At 44.7% G+C, this 23255-nt stretch carries 16 protein-coding genes, 1 tRNA gene and 1 CRISPR repeat array; of the genes, 9 read left to right on the forward strand and 8 right to left on the reverse strand.

The window, feature by feature from the left end:
• The first annotated feature begins 26 nt into the window (after positions 1-26).
• Positions 27-3595: direct repeats of the CRISPR family, unit length 29 nt; unit sequence CGGTTTATCCCCGTACTCACGGGGAACAC.
• 352 nt (positions 3596-3947) lie between these two features.
• Together dsbB and nhaB are read right to left on the reverse strand one after the other, a co-directional pair.
• Positions 3948-4466, reverse strand: coding sequence for a disulfide bond formation protein DsbB (gene dsbB, locus PSI17_RS09310; RefSeq protein ID WP_273551728.1), 519 nt, complete (start codon positions 4464-4466; stop codon positions 3948-3950).
• 179 nt (positions 4467-4645) lie between these two features.
• A complete protein-coding gene (nhaB, locus tag PSI17_RS09315) occupies positions 4646-6193 on the reverse strand; it encodes a sodium/proton antiporter NhaB (protein WP_273551729.1) in 1548 nt (515 codons plus the stop codon).
• A gap of 271 nt (positions 6194-6464) precedes the next feature.
• On the opposite strand from nhaB, the gene fadR reads away from it, so the two are divergent.
• The 3 genes from fadR (at position 6465) to alr (ending at position 10144) form a co-directional block, all read left to right on the forward strand.
• Positions 6465-7187 carry a fatty acid metabolism transcriptional regulator FadR gene (gene fadR / locus PSI17_RS09320; RefSeq protein WP_273551730.1) on the forward strand — a complete coding sequence of 241 codons (723 nt, stop codon included), beginning with the start codon at positions 6465-6467 and terminating at the stop codon, positions 7185-7187.
• A 560-nt stretch (positions 7188-7747) separates the two neighbouring features.
• Positions 7748-9049, forward strand: coding sequence for a D-amino acid dehydrogenase (locus tag PSI17_RS09325; protein WP_273551731.1), 1302 nt, complete (start codon positions 7748-7750; stop codon positions 9047-9049).
• A gap of 27 nt (positions 9050-9076) precedes the next feature.
• Entirely contained in the window at positions 9077-10144 is a 1068-nt protein-coding gene (gene alr / locus PSI17_RS09330; RefSeq protein WP_273551732.1) for an alanine racemase, read from the forward strand.
• A gap of 94 nt (positions 10145-10238) precedes the next feature.
• Here alr and PSI17_RS09335 read toward each other — a convergent pair whose 3' ends face one another.
• Together PSI17_RS09335 and gapA are read right to left on the reverse strand one after the other, a co-directional pair.
• Positions 10239-11120 carry a D-hexose-6-phosphate mutarotase gene (locus tag PSI17_RS09335; protein WP_273551733.1) on the reverse strand — a complete coding sequence of 294 codons (882 nt, stop codon included), beginning with the start codon at positions 11118-11120 and terminating at the stop codon, positions 10239-10241.
• Positions 11121-11248: 128 nt separating this feature from the next.
• On the reverse strand, positions 11249-12244 hold the full coding sequence (gapA, locus tag PSI17_RS09340) for a glyceraldehyde-3-phosphate dehydrogenase (protein WP_273551734.1): 996 nt from the start codon (positions 12242-12244) through the stop codon (positions 11249-11251).
• A gap of 341 nt (positions 12245-12585) precedes the next feature.
• Here gapA and msrB point away from each other — a divergent pair, with 341 nt between their 5' ends.
• Together msrB and PSI17_RS09350 are read left to right on the forward strand one after the other, a co-directional pair.
• On the forward strand, positions 12586-12999 hold the full coding sequence (gene msrB / locus PSI17_RS09345; RefSeq protein WP_273551735.1) for a peptide-methionine (R)-S-oxide reductase MsrB: 414 nt from the start codon (positions 12586-12588) through the stop codon (positions 12997-12999).
• 142 nt (positions 13000-13141) lie between these two features.
• Positions 13142-13423 (forward strand): YeaC family protein, encoded by a 282-nt coding sequence (locus PSI17_RS09350; RefSeq protein ID WP_273551736.1) that lies wholly within the window; start codon positions 13142-13144, stop codon positions 13421-13423.
• A gap of 100 nt (positions 13424-13523) precedes the next feature.
• On the opposite strand, the gene ansA is transcribed toward PSI17_RS09350, so the two are convergent.
• Both ansA and sppA read right to left on the reverse strand, forming a co-directional pair.
• The gene (ansA, locus tag PSI17_RS09355) at positions 13524-14543 is read right to left on the reverse strand and encodes an asparaginase (RefSeq protein ID WP_273551737.1); all 1020 of its coding nucleotides are present in this window, start codon (positions 14541-14543) and stop codon (positions 13524-13526) included.
• Positions 14544-14667: 124 nt separating this feature from the next.
• The gene (gene sppA, locus PSI17_RS09360; RefSeq protein ID WP_273551738.1) at positions 14668-16545 is read right to left on the reverse strand and encodes a signal peptide peptidase SppA; all 1878 of its coding nucleotides are present in this window, start codon (positions 16543-16545) and stop codon (positions 14668-14670) included.
• A gap of 167 nt (positions 16546-16712) precedes the next feature.
• Between sppA and PSI17_RS09365 the strand changes: the two genes are divergently transcribed.
• The 3 genes from PSI17_RS09365 to PSI17_RS09375 are packed head-to-tail and all read left to right on the forward strand — an operon-like array spanning position 16713 to position 20301.
• Positions 16713-17264, forward strand: a complete 552-nt coding sequence (locus PSI17_RS09365; RefSeq protein ID WP_273551739.1) for an NAD(P)H nitroreductase — start codon at positions 16713-16715, stop codon at positions 17262-17264.
• 27 nt (positions 17265-17291) lie between these two features.
• Positions 17292-18350, forward strand: coding sequence for a selenide, water dikinase SelD (gene selD / locus PSI17_RS09370; RefSeq protein ID WP_273551740.1), 1059 nt, complete (start codon positions 17292-17294; stop codon positions 18348-18350).
• A 4-nt stretch (positions 18351-18354) separates the two neighbouring features.
• Complete coding sequence (locus tag PSI17_RS09375) at positions 18355-20301, forward strand: DNA topoisomerase III (protein WP_273551741.1); 1947 nt, start codon at positions 18355-18357, stop codon at positions 20299-20301.
• 58 nt (positions 20302-20359) lie between these two features.
• Here PSI17_RS09375 and xthA read toward each other — a convergent pair whose 3' ends face one another.
• Complete coding sequence (gene xthA / locus PSI17_RS09380) at positions 20360-21166, reverse strand: exodeoxyribonuclease III (RefSeq protein ID WP_273551742.1); 807 nt, start codon at positions 21164-21166, stop codon at positions 20360-20362.
• 650 nt (positions 21167-21816) lie between these two features.
• Here xthA and PSI17_RS09385 point away from each other — a divergent pair.
• On the forward strand, positions 21817-22680 hold the full coding sequence (locus PSI17_RS09385; protein ID WP_273551743.1) for a helix-turn-helix domain-containing protein: 864 nt from the start codon (positions 21817-21819) through the stop codon (positions 22678-22680).
• A 315-nt stretch (positions 22681-22995) separates the two neighbouring features.
• Here PSI17_RS09385 and PSI17_RS09390 read toward each other — a convergent pair.
• Positions 22996-23080: transfer RNA gene (locus PSI17_RS09390), tRNA-Tyr, on the reverse strand.
• Between the last annotated feature and the right edge of the window lie 175 nt (positions 23081-23255).

Here is a 23255-nt window from a genome sequence, read left to right on the forward strand (position 1 = left end):
GTTGATTTACAAAGTGACTCTATTCTCGGTTTATCCCCGTACTCACGGGGAACACGGTATCAACAGGCTCTCGACCGTGACGGAGTTCGGTTTATCCCCGTACTCACGGGGAACACCTTAAAAAAACACACATCCATGTTTGAATTTCCGGTTTATCCCCGTACTCACGGGGAACACGCAGATGCATTAACAAATGAGTTAACTGATGCCGGTTTATCCCCGTACTCACGGGGAACACAGGCTGAGCTGCAAAAGTACGGTTACAAATTACGGTTTATCCCCGTACTCACGGGGAACACATATGAATTATTGGTTAATATTTTTTTATGTGCGGTTTATCCCCGTACTCACGGGGAACACATAAAGCAAAGGATGATTTTTCAGATAGAGTTCGGTTTATCCCCGTACTCACGGGGAACACTAAATCCCATTTTGCCAGACTCAGGTTTTCCGCGGTTTATCCCCGTACTCACGGGGAACACGAATTCATTGCTGATACTGGTTGTGCTGACCACGGTTTATCCCCGTACTCACGGGGAACACTTGAATGGCGTCTATACAAGCGTCTCTGCCCCCGGTTTATCCCCGTACTCACGGGGAACACCGATTTGGCGGTTCTTGAGCGCTGGTGTGTGGCGGTTTATCCCCGTACTCACGGGGAACACAAATAGGGAAACTGCCCCATGATGAAGTAACGCGGTTTATCCCCGTACTCACGGGGAACACGCACAGTTTCGGCCAGCGCATGGGCTGCGGTGCCGGTTTATCCCCGTACTCACGGGGAACACCTTTCCCAGATACGTTTGCAGGATAATGCGACCGGTTTATCCCCGTACTCACGGGGAACACTTTGTTTTTTTGGGGTTTATTTCGGACAATTTCGGTTTATCCCCGTACTCACGGGGAACACATGTGTCTTGCTGTCAATATAGAAGACGTCAACGGTTTATCCCCGTACTCACGGGGAACACCGGCCTAACCGTTGCGCGTTTTCATCCAACTGCGGTTTATCCCCGTACTCACGGGGAACACTTGGGGCAAAATTGCTACCGTGACAGTAATGGCGGTTTATCCCCGTACTCACGGGGAACACTTTGCGATGTTTTTAAAGCTGTTAATAACAGCCGGTTTATCCCCGTACTCACGGGGAACACGCTGTCTTTTTCATCGAGTTGCGCTAATAGTTCGGTTTATCCCCGTACTCACGGGGAACACGAAGCGATTTCTGTAGACGAATTCAGCGAACGCGGTTTATCCCCGTACTCACGGGGAACACTTATCGTACCCGGCGTGGGTTTCCATATCTTCCGGTTTATCCCCGTACTCACGGGGAACACAATTTGAAGTTCTGCGCTTTGTTCTCACTGTTCGGTTTATCCCCGTACTCACGGGGAACACATAATTCATATCAATGAAGATGGCGACACAACCGGTTTATCCCCGTACTCACGGGGAACACGCTACCGTTGACGATAAACCCGTGTATATAGCCGGTTTATCCCCGTACTCACGGGGAACACTAATAATGGTCATCTAGGCTCTGTACTGACACCGGTTTATCCCCGTACTCACGGGGAACACTCATTATTCTATTCCTCGAATTCGTGCTATTTCGGTTTATCCCCGTACTCACGGGGAACACGGGGTTGTTATTGCGTATGCCTCTGGTCATTACGGTTTATCCCCGTACTCACGGGGAACACTTGATAGAAAAAGATGAGCAGGGATTTTTTTACGGTTTATCCCCGTACTCACGGGGAACACCCACTGACCGCTCAGGCTACTGCACTGATCACCGGTTTATCCCCGTACTCACGGGGAACACATTTAGTAATTTACCCATATATACGGGCATTCCGGTTTATCCCCGTACTCACGGGGAACACCCATATTCGGCAGACTCAAACCGACAGAACCGCGGTTTATCCCCGTACTCACGGGGAACACGCCAGCTGCCAATACGTTAATAAAGCGGTCGGCGGTTTATCCCCGTACTCACGGGGAACACCTTGGGTTGCTGCGGGCTGCCTTTGCCGGTGCCGGTTTATCCCCGTACTCACGGGGAACACTGATCGTAATTAATGTTACAATAATTGTTGTACGGTTTATCCCCGTACTCACGGGGAACACATCAGCCCATTCAGGCAGAGGGATACCACGTTCGGTTTATCCCCGTACTCACGGGGAACACTGTTGGGACCACGGTCCCAACATTGGCCAGTTCGGTTTATCCCCGTACTCACGGGGAACACCCTGCCAGCAATGATTCAGCAGGCGAGCTGGTCGGTTTATCCCCGTACTCACGGGGAACACCTGATAACGCAATGGAGAAAATTTCCAAAGTTCGGTTTATCCCCGTACTCACGGGGAACACTGGCAGGGAATAGCCCCGTTGAGCCGCGAACCGCGGTTTATCCCCGTACTCACGGGGAACACGTGTTGACAAAGCTACCGCCATTTTGGATGCGCGGTTTATCCCCGTACTCACGGGGAACACAATCGACCACGGAACCATCCTCGTAGGTACCGCGGTTTATCCCCGTACTCACGGGGAACACGCCACTATTCCTAACATTGTAGCTGCCATCCACGGTTTATCCCCGTACTCACGGGGAACACGATCTACTAAAATCATCATCCCTTCCGGTATGCGGTTTATCCCCGTACTCACGGGGAACACGAACAGACTGGGGTTACCGTGACCCTCGATGCCGGTTTATCCCCGTACTCACGGGGAACACATGCCCGAAGATAGTTTTACTGCCCAAATGTACGGTTTATCCCCGTACTCACGGGGAACACCGGAGAAATATGTAATCGGGAACGAACAGCGTCGGTTTATCCCCGTACTCACGGGGAACACTGATTCAAAATGGTCATGTATGCCCTGACTGCCGGTTTATCCCCGTACTCACGGGGAACACGAAGTCAGTCAACCTATTGGTGATTTGGCTCACGGTTTATCCCCGTACTCACGGGGAACACTGGGTATGGGTAATTAGGCATACTTACTCTCCCGGTTTATCCCCGTACTCACGGGGAACACGCATCATAACAGTTGCTAAATAACCGGCCGCGCGGTTTATCCCCGTACTCACGGGGAACACAGCCCGTGATTGTACCCAGACATGAGCAATGCCGGTTTATCCCCGTACTCACGGGGAACACACATCAGGACCGCCCCATTCCAGCACCTGATACGGTTTATCCCCGTACTCACGGGGAACACTGAAATACGAACTAATAGTTAAACTATTATTACGGTTTATCCCCGTACTCACGGGGAACACGTGCTCCCCCGCCAGCCATGCGAGCATTCGCCCGGTTTATCCCCGTACTCACGGGGAACACTCATGAAGCGGCTTATCTTTCCAGCAGCCGCGCGGTTTATCCCCGTACTCACGGGGAACACGCCCCGTAGGTACGGATACGGTAGAGTAGTGGCGGTTTATCCCCGTACTCACGGGGAACACCTCTTGTACTATCAAACTGATACATAACTGTACGGTTTATCCCCGTACTCACGGGGAACACACGAATTAACGCCGTACCATCGCGCAGATTTTCGGTTTATCCCCGTACTCACGGGGAACACTCTAATTTTATCCAGCTGTTTTATAATCGTTTTTTAGGGCGAAAAAATTCTACCATTTTTTCAGCCTATAAATTAGTGAAATTCTTCCGTTCATCTTTCCTGATTTATTATCTGTAATACAGGTCGCATTTCATTCACATCTTCTATCTTCATTTATCAAATTATGTTATTTACATCACAGTAATACTCATCATTACCTGCCGGTATTTGATATCAGGCAGCATAAAAAAGAGCATATTTTATTATTGTGATGAAAGAAGAATTAGACTGAATATGGGAAGGTATTAAAGGAGCCTTTAGCAGGCTCCTCTGGGAAAATATCAATGTCCTATAAAAGGTGAGTTTTTTATTCTTAAAATCTCCTTTGAACCCGAAAAAACTGACTCACTAGTACCAATATGCCCACTAACAGATAAGCGGCAAAAATACCAATCAGCCATTGCGGCATATCCAGCGTTAAAAATTCCCACTGTTTTATCGAACAATCCCCAAGTGCCTGAAACACCGAAGGCAGCCAGTCATTCAGGGGTAACCATGATGGGAATTGAACAAAAAACTCACAAGTATTAAAAGGAGAAGGATACAACTGCATCATGGTGTGATCCCATGCCAGTTGCAATCCTTGCCATGCACTGTAAATCCACAGCAGAATTGCCAACCAGCGCAACGGTGTTTTAGGCGCAATTGCCCCAAGCAGCGCAGCGACTAAAATACCCAATAATGCAACACGCTCGTAAATGCACATTACGCAGGGTTGTAATTGCATCACATGTTGAAAATAGAGAGCTGTCGCTTCCAGGATAAGAGCGGTCAACGCCATCAATAACCATGCGCCTCGCCCTTGGGAACTCTGTTTTAAAAATTGAAACATTTTCTTTTCTTCCCATTTTTTCAAGATAAATAATTGGCTTATTGTGCCGTGTCATCCGTCATAAAAAAATAAAATTAAAAGCAATTGAGCTATTTTTCAGGAAAGCGATGATGAAAAAAGCCGGATAGTAAGCAAAACTACACTATCCGGCAGGAGATAATGATAAATTCAGTGAACCATTATAGTGGCGTGAGCAAACCGAGTTTGATCAGATATTCCGTCACGGGCACCAACCAAAATTCAACACACAACAAACCCACCAGAGTCATCACAATGGTATAAGGCAACGCCATCATTACCATGCGGCCATAAGAGAGACGGATCAGCGGAGATAAGGCGGAAGTCAGCAAGAACAGGAAAGCAGCCTGCCCGTTAGGCGTTGCCACGGATGGCAAATTAGTTCCTGTATTGATGGCAACGGCCAGATATTCATACTGTTGTTGTGAAATTAAGCCGTTTTTCAGGGCGGACAGTGCTTCGTTAATATAAACCGTACCGACGAAGACGTTATCAGAAACCGCAGAGAGTAACCCGTTGAACAAGTAAAATAAGGAAAGTTGGGAAGCAGGTGAAGACTGCAAGACAAATTGAATAAAAGGCGTAAACAGTTGTTGGTCAATAATCACGGCAACAATAGAGAAAAACACCGTTAACAGTGCTGTAAACGGTAAGGCTTCCTCGAATGCTTTACCCAGTGCATGCTCTTCGGTAATACCACAGAAGGTGGTCGCTAAGATAATGACTGACAGGCCAATCAGACCCACTTCGGCAAAATGAAAAGCCAGTGCCACAATCAGCCAAATGCCGATCAAGGCCTGAACGACAAGTTGGGCTTTTTCTTGGCGGGTGCGTTTTTCACTGGATTTTTGGTCATAATCTTTCAGGACAGAGCGGACACGCTCAGGCAATTCAGCGCCGTAACCAAACAGTTTAAAATGCTCGACCAGCAAACAAACCAGCAAGCCACAAATAAACACCGGAAGGGTGACGGGAGACATACGGATAAAGAATGTAGCAAAATCCCAACCGACGTGTTTAGCAATAATCAGATTTTGGGGTTCACCGACCATCGTCATTACGCCGCCCAGCGCGGTGCCAACCCCCGCATGCATCATCAGGCTGCGTAAAAATGCCCGGAATTGTTCCAGCGTCTGTCTTTTATCCTCACTGTCAATGCACTTATCATCACTCAGTCCATCAACGTTACCATTGTGGGAAACAAATTGGTGATAGATGGCGTAAAACCCGACTGAGACACTGATGACGACAGCAATGACGGTCAGGGCATCAAGGAAAGCGGACAAAAAAGCACTCGCCAGACAAAATGCCAGTGCCAGCATTTTCTTGGAGCGGATACTTAACAGCAGTTTCGTGAAAACAAACAGCAGTAATTGTTTCATGAAATAAATGCCCGCAACCATGAAAATTAGCAATAAAATAACTTCCAGGTTGTTGGCAATCTCATGGCCGACTTGTTTTGGTGAAGTCATCCCGATGATGATGGCTTCAATGGCGAGTAACCCACCGGGTTGCAGGGGATAGCATTTTAGTGCCATTGCAAGTGTGAAGATAAACTCAACAACCAGCATCCAGCCAGCAGCAAAGGGGCTGACAAATAAATAGACCAGCGGATTGACGATCAGAAAAACAATGATAGCCAGTTTATACCAATCCGGCGAGTTGCCGAGAAAGTTTTTCACTACAGCACGTTGCATACTGATTTCCATTATTATTAACATTCCTCTTTGTAGGTACGTGGAACAAATCCAGGCAGCTATACATTTAAATAACTCTATAAAAATATAGCGGTATAGTACGCCCAACACGATCGCAAATTAAGGGCATTAGCGCATAGTTAATCCGCAAATGATGGCATTTTTTATGAGCCCTTTCACTCTTTCACGGTTTATTTACTAGGTAACTATATCGAGCAAGCACATTCTGGTATGATCCACCGCTATTATTAGCCAAGAAAACTGCTTTGGAATAATTAAAATTATGGTAATTAAGGCTCAAAGTCCAGCGAGTTTCGCGGAAGAGTATATCATTGAAAGCATTTGGAATAATCGTTTTCCGCCCGGTTCCATACTGCCAGCAGAACGTGAATTATCTGAATTGATCGGTGTCACCCGTACAACCTTGCGTGAAGTGTTGCAGCGCCTTGCCCGTGATGGTTGGTTGACGATTCAGCATGGAAAGCCAACCAAGGTTAATAATTTCTGGGAGACATCCGGCCTTAATATTCTGGAAACGTTGGCGCGCCTTGATCATGATCGCGTTCCCCAGTTGATTGATAACTTATTGGCCGTGCGAACTAATATCGCCGCCATCTTTATCCGTACCGCATTCAGGAACAATCCCGAGAAATCGCTGGAAGTTCTGGCGGAAAAAGAACATGTGGAAGATACTGCCGAGTCTTTCAGTGCTGTGGATTATGATATTTTCCGTGGCTTGGCTTTTGCGTCAGGAAATCCGATTTATGGTTTGATTATTAATGGGCTGAAAGGGTTGTATACCCGGGTTGGCCGTTATTATTTCTCCAGCCCTGAAGCACGTGATCTGGCATTGAATTTCTACCAGCAATTAAGCTCACTGTGTCAGGAAAAATCCCATGAAAAAATCATTGATTGTGTGCGTAATTATGGTAAGGAAAGCGGCACTATCTGGCATAGTATGCAAAGCATTATGATCAATGAATTATCCGCAGGATCAATGAATTAATGTAAGCACGTCTTGGTTAGTTAAATTCTTCTTTTTTTGATTACCTCGCTATCAGTTGCATTTGATTTACCCCAGTTATGTAGTGATATCACGATCCGGTCATATAATGTCAATTATATGATGCAGGATTATCTATGTTTCTGGGGCATTTCTCTAATCAGTCGTTAACCGCCCTCCCAACTGTGTAATTCAATTTTTTAAATTATTATTCTATTTAATCAAGATTGAAATTATATAAAAATCTATAAATTTATTTTTATGTGGAATTATATAAATATCGCACTTGTGAATTTAATGTTTCTTTTTTGCCGTGAAAATCTCTTTAACAGGTAGAAAATCAAGGGGATAAGCGGAATTTTCACCTGTTATAATTCATTGATTTTAAGGTGTTTTTATGAATTCGCCTCGTGTTTTGAAGAAAGGCGCTTTTTGTATTTTGTAATTAAAATGTGACTCAAATCCTAAAAGTTAATTAATTGTGCCGTAGTCTATTATTCTGTATTGGATTTTTATGTTCAGCATATTATTCTTGAATATATCATTGATTAGTAGGGGGTAGAATGAAGATCCTTATTTTAGGCAGCGGTGTTATTGGCGTAACCAGCGCATGGTATCTTGCTCAGGCAGGCCATGAAGTTATCGTCATTGATCGCCAGAATAGTGCCGCGGAAGAAACCAGTGCCGCTAATGCCGGCCAAATCTCACCGGGATACTCAACCCCTTGGGGGGCGCCAGGTATCCCACTGAAAGCAATCAAGTGGATATTTCAACGCCATGCACCTTTGGCTGTTCGTCCTGATGGTTCTTTGCTCCAGTTGCGCTGGATGTGGCAAATGCTGCGCAATTGCGATGCAAGCCATTACGCGATGAATAAAAGCAGAATGGTACGCCTGGCAGAATATAGCCGTGACTGCATTAAACAATTAAGAACCGATACCGGGATCCAATATGAGGGGCGGCAGGCAGGAACCCTGCAATTGTTCAGAACCACCAAGCAATTTGATAATGCGGCTAATGATATTAAGGTGTTAGAACAAGAAGGCGTTCCTTATCGGTTATTGACTGCCGAGCAGTTGGCTACCGTGGAACCCGCGCTTGCCAATACTTCTCATAAACTGACCGGCGGATTGCAATTACCTAATGATGAAACGGGTGATTGTCAGGTTTTTACCAAGGCCCTGGCTAAAATGGCGGAAGACATTGGGGTGAAGTTTATATTCAATAAGCACGTTAGACAGATTTTGGTGGAGGGAAATAAAATCACGGGTATTCAATGTGATGATGGCGTGATGTTAGCGGATCACTATGTGGTGGCGATGGGATCTTATTCCACGGAGATATTGAAAGATTTAGTCAAAATTCCGGTTTATCCAATGAAAGGGTATTCATTGACGATGCCGATCATGGACGAAGCCAAAGCGCCTGTCTCAACGGTGCTGGATGAAACTTACAAGATTGCGATTACCCGTTTTGATAATCGTATTCGTGTTGGTGGCATGGCGGAAGTCGTCGGATTTAATTTGAATGTTCCCCAGAATCGTTGTGAAACATTAAAAATGGTTGTTCAGGATCTCTATCACAATGGTGGTAATATCACAGAAGCGTCATTTTGGGCAGGTTTGCGCCCTATGACACCGGATGGTACACCTATCGTGGGGCCAACCAAGTATGCGAATCTTTATTTAAATACTGGGCATGGAACACTGGGTTGGACGATGGCCTGTGGTTCAGGGAAGTTACTGGCGGATTTAATCTCTGGCAAAAAGCCCGATATTGCGGCAGATGATCTCTCTGTATTCAGATACATTGACGGCTTCAATATAAAAGTGTTTCCAATGAAGCCTCATTTACATACTGCATAAATTCATAAACGATAAGAAGGGGTCGTCATGCCACGTCCTATTTTGGCAACGATCCATCTCGATGCATTCCGCCATAATTTGTCGGTTATTCGCCAAAAAGTGGGTAACAGTAAAATTTGGTCGGTAGTCAAAGCGAATGCGTATGGGCATGGATTGGACAGAATATGGCAATCACTCATGCAGACAGATGGATTTGCACTGCTTGACATGAATGAAGCTATTTATTTAAGGGAGCAGGGATGGCAAGGGCCAATCTTGCTATTGGAAGGTTTTTTCAAGCCTGCGGATTTGCAGATTATCGATAAGTACCGTCTGACAACCGCAGTACATAGTCATTGGCAGCTTGATGAGATAGAAAAAGCCAGATTGGATAATCCCATTGATATCTATTTAAAACTTAATAGCGGTATGAATCGATTGGGATTCACCTCAGAAGAGTATCCACAGATAGTTTCAATGGCGAGAGGGATTAACAATATTCATTCAGTCACTTTGATGACCCATTTTGCTAATTCAGATAATGAAGTAGGTGTTGATGGACAATTTGCGGTTGTTGAACAGCTGCAAATGCGTGCATTGCCTCATTGCCTGGCGAATTCTGGTGCTGTGTTATGGCACCCGAAAACACACGCAGACTGGGTGCGGCCGGGTATCATTCTTTATGGCGCATCCCCAAGTGGAAAGTGGTGTGATATTGTCGATGTTGGATTGAAATCCGTCATGACATTGCAAAGTGAAGTGATTGCCGTGCATGAGCTTCCCAAAGGAGAAAAAATTGGTTATGGCAGCCGTTTTGCGACCCAGAAGCCGATTCGTGTCGGTACCGTGGCCTGTGGTTATGCGGATGGATATCCGCGGCATGCGCCAACGGGAACACCGGTTATCGTGGGGGGTGTTCGCACCCGATTATTGGGCGCGATATCAATGGATATGATGACGGTTGATTTAACACCATGCCCAGAGGCAAACGTAGGCAGTATTGTCGAGTTATGGGGAGAAAACCTGCCCGTAGATGAAGTTGCCGCATCGGCCGGAACCATTGGTTATGAGCTTTTGTGTGCTTTAGCGAAGCGTGTTCCTGTCATTGCGGTTTAATCCTTTTTATATCCCATAAATTTCAGGTTGCAGCCTAAAGGCGAAGGCAACGTATTATCTCCCCCGCGCTGAGGGGAGATAATAACCGCCTGTTTTAAATATTATCTGAAAACTTACGGCAGCGGATAATAATAGAAAGTCGGTCAGGGTTACCGTTCTTAGGCTGCAATGGGTTATTGATACGTGCAGTTTCGATACAAGCCATATTCTTATAACCATTTTTGCTCATATCTTTCATGCTACTGGAAAGTGCAGCGCCGGGGTTCCAGCATACGACATCGCTATGGTGATAGTGATGTATTTCAATGGTGCGTTTCCATAGCGGATCCCTGAGCAGGCTAAAATCGTTTGGCGCTGTATAAATGCGGTCAGTTCTCCCGTGAAAGACTAAATCTTCATCGATATATTGCTCTCTGTCGGTGAGGGAATCAATAAAATGAGCGCCAAGCCCGCTCACCCGAATTTGATTGATGTCACTGACATTAAAGTAAGGGTGAAGGGCACCAGTGGCTTGATATTCACCGTGGGGTTCTAACTCTATTTCGCAAGTTTCGCCTAATTTAAAGCGGGCAATCAGCGTGAATTCATATGGCCATAACTTACGGGTATAGGCATTATCCTGCAATGTGAACGTCAAAATAACGCCATTTTCATTCTCATTATGCGCTTTGAGTTCCCAGGGTAATATCCGGGCGAATCCATGACTGGGCGTTGCAGATGAACCAAACCAAGGCCAACAGATGGGAATACCACCACGGATGGCAGTGCCGGCATTGAAGAGAGTGTTATCGCTTACCCATAATACGGGTTTTTCGTTATTGGGCTGCCATGTAATCAGGTGTGCACCTTGAATACTGATCACCCCACGAGCTTTAGGATGGGAAACCACAATTAATGGAAAACCATCAATGTTTCGCTGGCTGATATAAGGGGAGATCTGTTCTACAACCGGCAATGAGAAAATTTTATCGAGCATCTGTCATGACCTTGTATAACCTTGAATTGGCAGTTGAACCAAGAGACAAGAATAGATCAATATTCTAGATAGATAAATATAAAAGCCACCTGTAAACAGATGGCTTTCGAACGTGGATAAAAGCGCGATTATTTGGAGATGTGAGCGATCAAATCCAGAACTTTGTTGGAATAACCGGTTTCGTTGTCATACCAAGAAACCAGTTTTACAAAGTTATCGTTCAGCGCGATACCCGCTTTTGCATCAAATACAGAAGTCAGTTTTTCGCCGTTGAAGTCAGTGGAAACCACGTCATCTTCAGTATAGCCAAGGATGCCTTTCAGCTCGCCTGCTGCTGCTGCTTTGATTGCATCACAGATTTCTGCATAAGTAGCTGGTTTAGCCAGACGTACAGTCAGGTCAACCACAGAGACGTTAGGCGTAGGAACACGGAAAGACATGCCGGTCAGTTTACCATTCAGTTCTGGGATAACCTTGCCTACTGCTTTTGCTGCGCCAGTGGAAGATGGGATGATGTTCTGTGCCGCACCACGGCCACCGCGCCAGTCTTTTGCTGAAGGGCCGTCAACCGTTTTCTGGGTAGCGGTTGTTGCGTGAACGGTTGTCATCAGACCTTCGACGATGCCGAATTTGTCATTGATAACTTTAGCCAATGGCGCCAGGCAGTTAGTGGTGCAGGATGCGTTGGAAACGATATCCTGATCTGCATAGGCATTGTGGTTGACACCCATAACGAACATTGGCGTATTGTCTTTCGATGGGCCAGTCAGAACAACTTTTTTCGCGCCAGCAGCGATGTGCTTACGTGCAGTTTCGTCGGTCAGGAAGATACCCGTTGCTTCTGCAACAACATCAACACCCACTTCGTCCCATTTCAGGCTGGCTGGATCTCTTTCAGATGTCACGCGGATGGTTTTGCCGTTAACAACCAGATGACCGTCTTTAACTTCAACAGTGCCGTTGAAGCGGCCATGGGTTGAATCGTATTTCAGCATGTAAGCCATGTATTCTGCATCCAACAGATCATTGATCGCAACGATTTCAATGTCTGAACGTTCTTGGGCAGCACGGAAAACAATACGGCCGATACGACCAAAACCGTTAATACCTACTTTGATAGTCATAGTATTCCACCAGCTATTTTTTAGTGAATTAAAAGTTGTGTCTAAAGTTACCAAAATCTTGCCAGCCGTCAAGCGGAATCGTGTCAACAATTGAAAAAGATCAATCTGACAATCACCCTCTGGATGCTTGTTATACAGTCAGGGCAAGCTCTACGCACAACATTATCGGGGTATAAGGAGATATTTAAAGTTACCATCGGTTAGATATGTGAGACTTATCACAATTAGTAAAGTAAATTGCTATGTTGAATAGGTTAGAATGCATTTTGATATTTTGTTGTTAATTTTTTGTTGTTTCCAATGATTTTTTATTGAAAATACTGGCCTTAAAAGGTGGCATTATGACTAAAAGTCAAAATATTTCCCTTTCTATAGAACAGCTTAGTAAAATGCAGCACCATGTTACGCAAGAAGCAGGTACTGAGCCGCCATTTTCAGGAAAACTACTGCACAACAAGAAAAATGGTATTTATTATTGCCTGTGTTGCCGCCAGCCATTATTTGTTTCTGATACGAAATTTGATTCAGGGTGTGGGTGGCCGAGTTTTTATCAACCGATCAGCGATGGCGCCATCACCTATATTGATGATTATTCTTATAATATCCATCGGATCGAGGTGCGTTGTAGTCAATGTCAGGCCCATTTGGGGCACGTTTTTCCCGATGGCCCCAAACCGACAGGAGAACGTTTTTGTGTCAATTCAGCCTCACTGTGTTTTGTTGATAAAGAAACCGGCGAAGAAACAGCCGGTTAAGGTTATGCCGACAGGCGTTGAATTGATGAAAGTATGGGGTTGATAAGCTGGAAAAAGAAACGATTCAGCTTGTTTTGAAAAAACATGTCGTGCAGACAGTGAAATAACGCATATAGCCATTAAAGCCATTAAGGAAATCTCGATGAAGTTGGATGATTTACTCTCCGCCATGACGCCTGAAATTTATCAGCGATTAGTTCAGGCTGTTGAACTAGGGAAATGGCAGGATGGTGTACCCCTTACGCCGGAGCAGAAAGAGTACAGTTTACAGGCGGTAATGCTCTGGCAAGCAAGGAATAATCACGATCCTGAACATATGACGATTGGGACAAATGGCCAGATCGCCATAAAAAGTAAGCAGGAGTTAAAGGCGATCTTTCAGTCCGAAATGGTCGCGAAATTAAAACCTCAGTCGGAAGATTGAAATGGGGTGAATTTGAAACCTCGTCCTTGCTGGATGTCGGAGAAAGTAGGACGAGGCTAGGTTTTTGGCGGGATTAATTAACCCAAATTCAGATCACTGATTATTCATCCGCGTAACTCAATTCTCCGCGCAGATTTTGTTGCATCAGGTAGCGGATCTCTTCAGATGTATAAGATTGACTCAATAAATAGTGCAATTTCGTTAAGGCTGCCTCGAAAGTCATGTCATAACCACTGATAACACCTGATGCAGCCAGAGAATGACCCGTTGCATAGCCTTCCATGTTGACTCGGCCAGAAATACATTGGGTCAGATTAACCACAATAATGCCTCGCTCGGTGGCTTCCTTTAGCGTTTGCAGCAAATCCGCGCGTTGAGGTGCATTACCAACACCGTATGATAGTAAAATCAATGCCTTGACGGGTTGCATCAGAATATTTTCTACCACCTGACTGGATAATCCCGGATAAATGGTCACAACCCCAATGGGTTGTGATGTGATCGGATTCACAACAAACTCGCCGTGACTGACAGGCAGGGGATTTGTTTTGAAGGTGCGGATATTGATCCCGGCTTCCATCAAGGGTGAACAGTTAGGGGATGAAAAGGCATCAAAGCCATCTGCATGGGCTTTAATCGTTCTATTTCCACGAAATAACTTATTGTTGAAGAACAGGCTGACTTCATTGATAGGGTAATTTGCTGCGAGATACAGGGCATTCAGGAGATTAGTTTGCCCATCGGAACGCAGTGCTTCCAGCGGAATTTGTGACCCTGTCACAATAATCGGTTTATTGAGGTTTTCGAATATGAAAGAAAGCGCTGACGCAGTGAAAGCCATGGTATCCGTACCGTGCAGAATAACAAAACCATCATAGTCATGGTAATTCTGATAGATATCATTTGCGATAACGCCCCAGTCGTCAGGACTCATATCAGAAGAATCAATCAGGGGCTGATGTTCACGGATCGTGAATGTCGGCATTTCTGTGCGGTGAAATTCTGGCATTTTTGCGAGTTGTTGTTGTAAATGACCGGAAACGGGAATGTAGCCATTGGGGGAGTGCTGCATCCCAATCGTGCCGCCGGTGTAAACAACATAGATGGATTTCTTCTGCATGATAACGCCTCAATAAAAACAGTTAGCCGGATTATAGGGAGTATCAGGAATAAAAAAAGCCTGATGGTGAAATCAGGCTTTAAATTTACCGGGAACTTACTGTTAGAAACCCAGCCAATGGTTTTTAGCGGATATCGACACAATTCAGACAGAATGTATAGATATTCTGCGGATCGTTCATGTTTTTATAAAACACGGATTGTTTTTTCATCTCTTGCGCAACGTCGGCAAGTGGTGCCGGCAACATTGACTGCAAGGTATTTGGCAATAGTGCTTGGGCTGATGCAGTCAGTCCCAGCGTGAATTGGTCAGAGAATGAAGACTCAGGTTGCATCCAGTTCAATGATGCGTTTTTGACCCCGGCTAATTCAGCCGCTTTTGCCACTGCATCATCAAAATCACCCAACTGATCAACTAAACCCTGTTTTTTAGCATCAATGCCACTCCAGACACGCCCCTGAGCGACGCGATCGATTTCCTCCAGCGATTTATTGCGGGCACGGGCAACCAGTCCAATAAACTTGCTGTAACCATTCTCAATAGATAGCTGTATGACATCGGAGACTGTCTGGTTGATCCCTTTGGTTGCGGAGATATCGGCTAATGGGGTGGTTGAAACACCGTCGGTATTCACGCCAAGGTAGTTGAGACTCTTTTCAAAGGTTTGAATCACACCAAAAATACCAATGGAGCCGGTTAATGTATTCGGATCAGCAATAATGTAATTAGCCGGGGTGGATATCCAGTAACCCCCTGAGGCAGCTACCCCGCCCATTGAAACGACGATAGGTTTCGCATTGCCTGTTTTGTCATTGCGGATAGCGGCCAGTTCATTACGAATAATTTCAGAGGCGCCGATGCTGCCACCCGGGCTATTTACGCGTAATACAATCGCTTTGATATCAGGGTTATAGTGTGCTTCACGCAGTTGTTCAACAAGCGTATCACTGCCGACGATACCGGGTAATTGTTTACCTTCTAAAATCGGCCCTTCAGCAACAATGACAGCAATGTTGCCTTTATCATCGGTATCTTGTACTGGTTTTTGGTCAATGTAGTCATAGATGCTAATGTAATTGAAATGTTTTTGTTCTTCATTCCAACCAAATTTCTCACGCATTTTCTTTTCAACGCCACTGCGTGGCTCAATAGCGTCCACCAGTTTATTTTGATACGCATACAGTGAAGCATCTCCGCCGGCTTTGCGGAACTTTTCGACAAAGTTTGTGGCACCGGGGAAGACCTGATCAGCGGGGATATGCCGGTTAACTGCAATGGTATTTAAGTAATTACTCCAAAGTTCGTTGAGCCAGAGGCTGTCAGCATCACGCGCTTCTGGTGACATATTGTCACGCAACATGGGTTCAACGGCTGATTTATAGGTTCCGACGCGGAAAATATGGGTAGATACTTTCAACGTATCCAACAATGACTTGTAGTATAAATGGTTGGTGGAGAAACCATGGATATCAACAACACCTAATGGGGACAGATATATTTTATCGGCATAGCTGGCTAAATAATATTGTGACTGGCTGTAGGCATCACCAATGGCAAAAACAGGTTTACCGGCGGCTTTAAATTCGTTGATCGCCTTGCCAATATATCGCATAGAAGTCTGGTTTGTGCCGACGAATTCATTCAGCTTTAATACTATGCCTTTAATTTTTGGATCACTTTTTGCCCGACGAATGCTGTCAACAACGTCAAACAAGGAGATTTCCCTATTATTGCTACTGAATGGATTAAAAAGATCTTTTCCGAATTGTTCAAATGGATTGCGGTCAGCGACGCGATCAATAACCACACCAGACAAATCGACATACAAGGCACCATCGTAGTTATCGTTACGTTTGGATTGTTGTTGATAAACGATGACGCCAATAACAACCACCACGATCAACAGGATAAAAATAAGATTGAAAATAAATTGGCGAACAAAATTTAGGAGTTTCCAACTCCATTTAAATAATGCTGCCGTGAAGTTCCATAAAGTACGCATATCGACTCCGGTTAGAGTATCAAATGGGGTTATCCTAATCAGCTCGTTTGGAAATGTCAGCAGGAAATTAGGCTAATGATTGAAAAAACAGTTTATGTGCTTTCATTCATTAACGAATAAACAGAGAATGTGGGGCTGTGACAGATTATCTTATTTAGGAGAAAATAATGAATGCTTTGGAACTTTTGTTAAATCGCCGTTCAGTTTCACGTTTAACAACCCCCGCCCCGGAGGGAGATGAGTTGCAACATATCTTAGCCGCCGGGATGAGAGCGCCCGATCACGGGGCTTTGCGTCCTTGGCAATTTGTTGTGATGCAGGGAGAAGGCATTGATAATTTCAGCAAACTTCTTGAAAAAGCTGCCATTGAAGGTGGATTAGGCGAAGAGGTTGAAGAAAAAGCGAAAAATGCCCCTTACCGGGCACCCATGATTATTACCGTTATTGCTAAAGTTGTTGAACACGTAAAAGTTCCGGCATGGGAGCAGGTTGTTGCGGCGGGATGTGCCGTTCACGCCATGCAGATGGCTGCTGTTGCCCAAGGTTTTGGCGGTATATGGCGTTCAGGTTCATGGACCGAAGATCCCACTGTCAGGGCAGGCTTGGGGTGTGGGGAAAACGACAAAATTGTGGGTTTTCTCTATTTGGGAACGCCAGAACTCAAGGCACCTGCAAAAGTCGCAACGCCAGACTTGACCAATTTTGTCAGTTACTTCTAACGTGTCAGTGAATAACTGGAGCGACTAATGTCAACTGAAATCCGTCTGACTCAATACAGCCACGGTGCCGGATGTGGCTGCAAAATTTCGCCCAAGGTGCTGGAAACTATTTTACGCAGTGAACAATTGCACCGTGAACAGGCAAAATTTTTCGATCCTTATCTTCTGGTCGGCAATGAAACCCGTGATGATGCTGCTGTGTATGATATTGGTAATGGGACAGGCATCATTAGTACTACGGATTTTTTTATGCCTATTGTTGATGATCCTTTTGATTTTGGCCGTATTGCGGCCACGAATGCTATCAGTGATATCTACGCGATGGGTGGAAAGCCGATCATGGCGATTGCGATTTTAGGCTGGCCAATTAATACGCTGGCACCGGAAATCGCCCGGCATGTCATTGAGGGAGGTCGGGCTGTTTGCCAGTCAGCGGGTATTTCTCTGGCTGGCGGGCATTCTATTGATGCACCTGAACCGATATTTGGTCTGGCAGTGACCGGGATTATCAATATTGAACGGGTCAAGCGCAATAATCAGGCCAAAGCGGGCAGTCTGCTGTTTCTGACTAAACCTTTAGGCGTTGGCGTATTGACGACGGCTGAAAAGAAAGGTTTGCTTCAACCTGAACATCAAGGCCTTGCGAAAGAAATTATGTGCCGGTTGAATAAAGCGGGGGCAGATTTTGCAGAAATTGATGGTGTGACCGCGATGACGGATGTAACAGGCTTTGGCCTGTTAGGGCATTTGAGTGAAATTTGTGAAGGTTCGGGCGTTCAGGCGAAGGTTAAATTTTCACAAGTTCCAAGATTGCCAGATGTTGATGTTTATATCGAAAAAGGTTGCGTACCGGGTGGCACAGGGCGCAACTTTGACAGTTATGGGCACTTAATTGGAGAGATGACCCCGTATCAACGTCATCTCTTGTGTGATCCACAAACCTCGGGTGGTTTATTGCTGGCGATTTTGCCGGATGCCGTGGAAAAGGCGAAAGCCGTTGCACGCAACCACGACATTGATTTTGTTGCTATTGATGAACTGACTGAACCCTATTCAGGCAGGGCACTCATTGAAGTTTTTGAATAATTCCATGCGTCTTTTTATTGCAGAAAAACCCAGCCTCGCCAGAGCGATTGCGGATGTTTTACCAAAACCCCACCGACGTGGGGATGGGTTTATCGAATGTGGTAATAACCAATTTGTGACTTGGTGTGTTGGTCATTTATTGGAACAGGCTGAACCCGATGCCTACGATAGCCGTTATGCCCGTTGGGTATTGTCTGACTTACCGATCATTCCTGAAAAATGGCAGTTAAGGCCACGGGCAGCCGTGGCCAAACAGCTCAACACCATAAAATCCCTGTTGGTAAGGGCGGACGAAATCGTCCATGCCGGTGACCCTGACCGCGAAGGTCAATTGCTGGTGGATGAAGTGCTGGATTTTTTAAATCTGGATACCGAAAAAAAACAGAATGTCCAGCGATGCCTGATTAATGACCTGAACCCTCAGGCGGTGACAAAAGCCGTTGGCCGGCTGAGGGACAACCGGGAATTTATCCCCTTGTGTGTTTCTGCACTCGCCAGAGCCAGGGCAGACTGGCTTTATGGCATCAATATGACCCGGGCTTATACCTTGTTGGGTAAAAATGCAGGTTATCAGGGGGTATTATCGGTTGGACGTGTCCAAACACCCATTTTAGGTTTGGTCGTGCGCCGTGATGAAGAGATAGAACATTTCGTGCCGAAAGACTTTTTTGAAGTTAAAGCACATATTGTTACCCCGAATGAAGAACGATTTACGGCTTTATGGCAACCGAGTGAATCCTGCATTGATTTTCAGGATGAAGAAGGAAGGATCATTCACCGGCCGTTGGCTGAACATGTCGTGGCACGTATTACTGGTCAGCCCGCCTATGTTTCTGCCTATCAGGACAAACGTGAATCAGAAACAGCACCATTGCCTTTTTCCCTTTCGTCCTTGCAGATTGAAGCGGCCAAACGTTTTGGATTAAGTGCGCAGGATGTCCTTGATATTTGTCAGCGGCTTTATGAAACCCATAAATTGATCACCTATCCACGTTCTGACTGCCGTTACCTGCCGGAAGAACATTTTGTGGGGCGTCATGCGGTCTTGAATGCCATAGCCGTTCATGCTGCCCAATTACTTCCACAAAATGCTTTGGATGTGGAGCACAAGAACCGCTGTTGGGATGATAAGAAGGTTGACGCCCACCATGCCATTGTGCCTACTGCACGCAGTAGCCAAATCAATTTAACCGAAAATGAAAGCCATATTTATGGCTTGATTGCCCGACAGTACCTGATGCAGTTTTTCCCGGATGCCGTATTCCGTAAGTGCACGATTGAACTGGATATTGCAGGCGGGAAATTTATCGCCAAGGCGCGTTTTCTGGCCGAAGCGGGTTGGAGAACGCTGCTTGGTAACAAGGAACGGGATGAAGAGAATGAAGGTACTCCATTGCCGGTTGTTGCCAAAGGGGATGAGTTGTTGTGTGAGAAAGGGGAAGTGGTGGAAAGGCAGACACAACCGCCAAGGCCTTTTACTGATGCCACATTATTGTCTGCAATGACGGGCATAGCGCGATTTGTACAAGATAAGGCGTTGAAAAAGGTGCTTCGTGCAACTGATGGCTTGGGTACGGAAGCGACTCGGGCGGGGATCATTGAACTCTTATTCAAACGGGACTTTCTGTACAAGAAAGGGCGTCATATTCACGCGACTCCGGCGGGCAGGGCTTTGATCCATGTATTGCCAGAGATGGCGGTATTGCCAGATATGACCGCACACTGGGAATCCCGGCTGACGCAAATTAGCGAAAAGCAATTTCGTTATCAGGATTTTATGTTACCGCTTCAGGAAACATTACAACAGTTGATCTGGCAGGCAAAACAGTACCGTAATTTGAAGGCATTCAGAGATTTGCCTCCTGTTCCTGTTAATGCAAAGAAAGGGAAGGGAAAGCAGGCAAAATCCGGTAAGGGCGGAGCAAAGAAAGCCCAAACCCATCAGGGATAACCCGCAATGCTGACACAGCACCATCATGGGTGGTGCTGTGTTTCATGTTCGCTGCTGCTTATATGTTAAATTCTGTCCAAACGGGGGCGTGATCAGACGGTTTTTCCATGCCACGGATAGCATAATCGATCCCTGAAGAGCGACATCTTTCCGCCAGTGGCTGGCTGGCAAGCAGCAAATCAATGCGCAGACCACGATTATCATCAAATCCTTTTGAGCGATAGTCGAACCACGAAAATTGGTCATTGATTTCGGGGTGTTGTGCCCGGAATGTATCAATGAAGCCCCAATTTTTCAGGCGCTCCATCCATTCTCTTTCTTCGGGCAAGAAAGAACACTTTCCGCTCTTTAACCAACGTTTTTGGTTGTTTTCCCCAATCCCAATATCAAAATCAGTTGGACTGATGTTCATGTCTCCCATGATCAGAATATTTGACTGCGGGGAGTGGTGGGCTTCCAGATAAGACAGGAGATCCTGATAAAATTTTTCTTTGGCAGGAAATTTAATGGGGTGATCACGGCTCTCTCCTTGAGGAAAATAGCCATTGATTACAGTCAATAAACCAAGAGGTGTCTCGATATCAGCCATAATAATGCGGCGCTGTGCATCATCGTCATCAGTGGGAAAACCTTTACGAATATTTACAGGTTGTTGACGGGTCAGCAGGGCGACACCATAGTGCGATTTTTGACCATGATAAAAGACGTGATAACCCAGTTTGCTGACTTCTTCGAGAGGAAACACTTCATCATGGACTTTTATTTCTTGCAATCCGATAACATCAGGTTGATGTTGTTCAACAATGGCAGCGAGTTGATGATGACGTGCCCTTAACCCATTAATATTGAATGAGATAAATTTCATATCGTTATAATCACCTATGGAATATGCTTATTCTCCATATTAACAGATACAAATAAAGATGTAACCACTTATTAAATAATAAATTTCATCCAGATATCTTGATAATTCGCTATTTTACTCTTATATGTAATATGCTATTGAGTATAATACTCTCGCTATCCTAAATTTAAAGTGCCGAATCGATTTTTAAATAATAAAAACACCAAATTAATAAATAGTTAATTAATGAATATATAATAATTTACTAGTTTTAACGTGTAATATTAAACGTTAGATATTGTCATTTTCCGTTAGGGTTTTTATTCTTGAAATTTATTTTATGTTATGCGTTACAAAAAATAATTAATGAAAAAGTAGAAGAGTTAATCAATCTCTGATAGAAATTTGAACTTGTAGACCATGGTTATATTTATTCGTGGATTACAATCACGGTGGAATATTCATCATGATATAGATGAATAATATAGTTCATCTAAACCGCATTATTGCATCAGGGACTGGCATTTTATATAAATGCCATTTGAAAAATATCTATTTTTATTGTACAAAATTGTACCTTCATAAAATCAAGTTTGATTTAGCGGTTACCTGATGAGAAGGCCATTTCAAGGAAATTCTTTTAGCCACAAGTTACATAGGAACGGTGAATTATGTTTTTTTCTCGTAAATTAGAAGCATTCATGGCGGTGGTGGAAATGGGTTCTTTAAGCAAGGCGGCAAGAGTGATGAACCGTACGACTCCCCCAGTCGCTAAATCAATTAAAGACTTTGAAGCGACGTTAGGAAAGCGCTTATTTAAAAGGGAGAAGTTTGGGATGATTCTGACCAAAGACGGAGTGGAGTTATATAATGACCTAAAAGAGCTCTATTTGAAAGAGAAAGAAATTACAAAGAAACACATCAGTGGGAGTATTTGTAATGTAGTAAATATATACCATGATTGGGGTAAGAAAAAGCATTTGATTTCGCTTTATAAAGCTGCGGACAGAAATAATGCTCAAGTGAATATATTACGCTTCAGTTATGATAACATTGATGAAATTGTTGACTATGAGGGCAATACAATAATTTTAAGTTCGGAAAAAATACTTAGTGATCGATTCAGCCTGGTACGGAAAATTGATGGACCAAATTTGGGGATCTGCTGCCGTAAAGAGTTGTTGGATGAAGTTAATGGGGACTTTACTCAATTGCTGAAAAAGAGAACGTGGTTATGTGACCCCGTACTCTATAAAGGCAATTTGATAAAGAATCTGGAAGAGGAAATGATAAAAAATGGAGAAAAAGTTAATATTCGACAGATGGATAATGTAGAATGCTGTCTCAATTTTATTCAGTCAACTGATTATATTTTTATTACAGATTCCCACTCCGGTGCATTGGAAGAGGGAGAAAGCCTAGGCTTCATTCCAATATCACGGCCTGATGCAGTTAATCAGTGTTATGTCTACAAATCAAAATCTCATTCGAGCGTATTAAATCGTTTCATTGACTCCGTCAGCGATATGGAGTAGCTGATTGCATGAGCGGAGCTAATTATCGGATTTTCCTGCTCCGCCATTGGTGCTTGCCAAAATGCATTGATTTTGGAAATCGCATAATGCATTGAGAGCGTAGAATAGATTTTTGATAGTGGTGAGGAAGGATGATGTCATTTCGTTCCTCACCTTTGGTTTATGCAGGTATTCCCCATCTCGTCATTCCACTCGCAAAGGCTTATGCCCTGTCCGCGACCATTTATTTCAAGCCGATACTTACGTTAACAAATTTTTTTACAGAAATTAAAGTGTTGGTTTTTGATTTGGATATGATGGAGCGTGAATCTTTGATGGTGGTGGGGGAAGGATTCGAACCTTCGAAGTCTGTGACGGCAGATTTACAGTCTGCTCCCTTTGGCCGCTCGGGAACCCCACCAAATTTTTTTGAATTGTACGCTGTCGTTAGCAGCGGACGGCATGATATCAAATAAGCCGCCGCTGTAAAGTAGATAATTGAAAATAAAGTATCGAATGCTGATTTTTTGATCCGGACGATCAAGTTACAACCTATCGGGTACTGTCATCAACAGGAAGTCCCTATTTTCAGGTTG

This window comes from Xenorhabdus sp. IM139775 (genome assembly GCF_028598745.1).
Classification (GTDB): domain Bacteria; phylum Pseudomonadota; class Gammaproteobacteria; order Enterobacterales; family Enterobacteriaceae; genus Xenorhabdus.

Bases quoted from the DNA above. Each gene is read 5' to 3' on its own strand.
- PSI17_RS09365 (WP_273551739.1), top strand. From the start codon at position 16,713: ATGAATGCTTTGGAACTTTTGTTAAATCGCCGTTCAGTTTCACGTTTA.
- ansA (WP_273551737.1), bottom strand. From the start codon at position 14,543: ATGCAGAAGAAATCCATCTATGTTGTTTACACCGGCGGCACGATTGGG.
- selD (WP_273551740.1), top strand. From the start codon at position 17,292: ATGTCAACTGAAATCCGTCTGACTCAATACAGCCACGGTGCCGGATGT.
- PSI17_RS09325 (WP_273551731.1), top strand. From the start codon at position 7,748: ATGAAGATCCTTATTTTAGGCAGCGGTGTTATTGGCGTAACCAGCGCA.
- fadR (WP_273551730.1), top strand. From the start codon at position 6,465: ATGGTAATTAAGGCTCAAAGTCCAGCGAGTTTCGCGGAAGAGTATATC.
- nhaB (WP_273551729.1), bottom strand. From the start codon at position 6,193: ATGGAAATCAGTATGCAACGTGCTGTAGTGAAAAACTTTCTCGGCAAC.
- gapA (WP_273551734.1), bottom strand. From the start codon at position 12,244: ATGACTATCAAAGTAGGTATTAACGGTTTTGGTCGTATCGGCCGTATT.
- msrB (WP_273551735.1), top strand. From the start codon at position 12,586: ATGACTAAAAGTCAAAATATTTCCCTTTCTATAGAACAGCTTAGTAAA.
- sppA (WP_273551738.1), bottom strand. From the start codon at position 16,545: ATGCGTACTTTATGGAACTTCACGGCAGCATTATTTAAATGGAGTTGG.
- PSI17_RS09385 (WP_273551743.1), top strand. From the start codon at position 21,817: ATGTTTTTTTCTCGTAAATTAGAAGCATTCATGGCGGTGGTGGAAATG.
- PSI17_RS09350 (WP_273551736.1), top strand. From the start codon at position 13,142: ATGAAGTTGGATGATTTACTCTCCGCCATGACGCCTGAAATTTATCAG.
- dsbB (WP_273551728.1), bottom strand. From the start codon at position 4,466: ATGTTTCAATTTTTAAAACAGAGTTCCCAAGGGCGAGGCGCATGGTTA.
- xthA (WP_273551742.1), bottom strand. From the start codon at position 21,166: ATGAAATTTATCTCATTCAATATTAATGGGTTAAGGGCACGTCATCAT.
- alr (WP_273551732.1), top strand. From the start codon at position 9,077: ATGCCACGTCCTATTTTGGCAACGATCCATCTCGATGCATTCCGCCAT.
- PSI17_RS09375 (WP_273551741.1), top strand. From the start codon at position 18,355: ATGCGTCTTTTTATTGCAGAAAAACCCAGCCTCGCCAGAGCGATTGCG.
- PSI17_RS09335 (WP_273551733.1), bottom strand. From the start codon at position 11,120: ATGCTCGATAAAATTTTCTCATTGCCGGTTGTAGAACAGATCTCCCCT.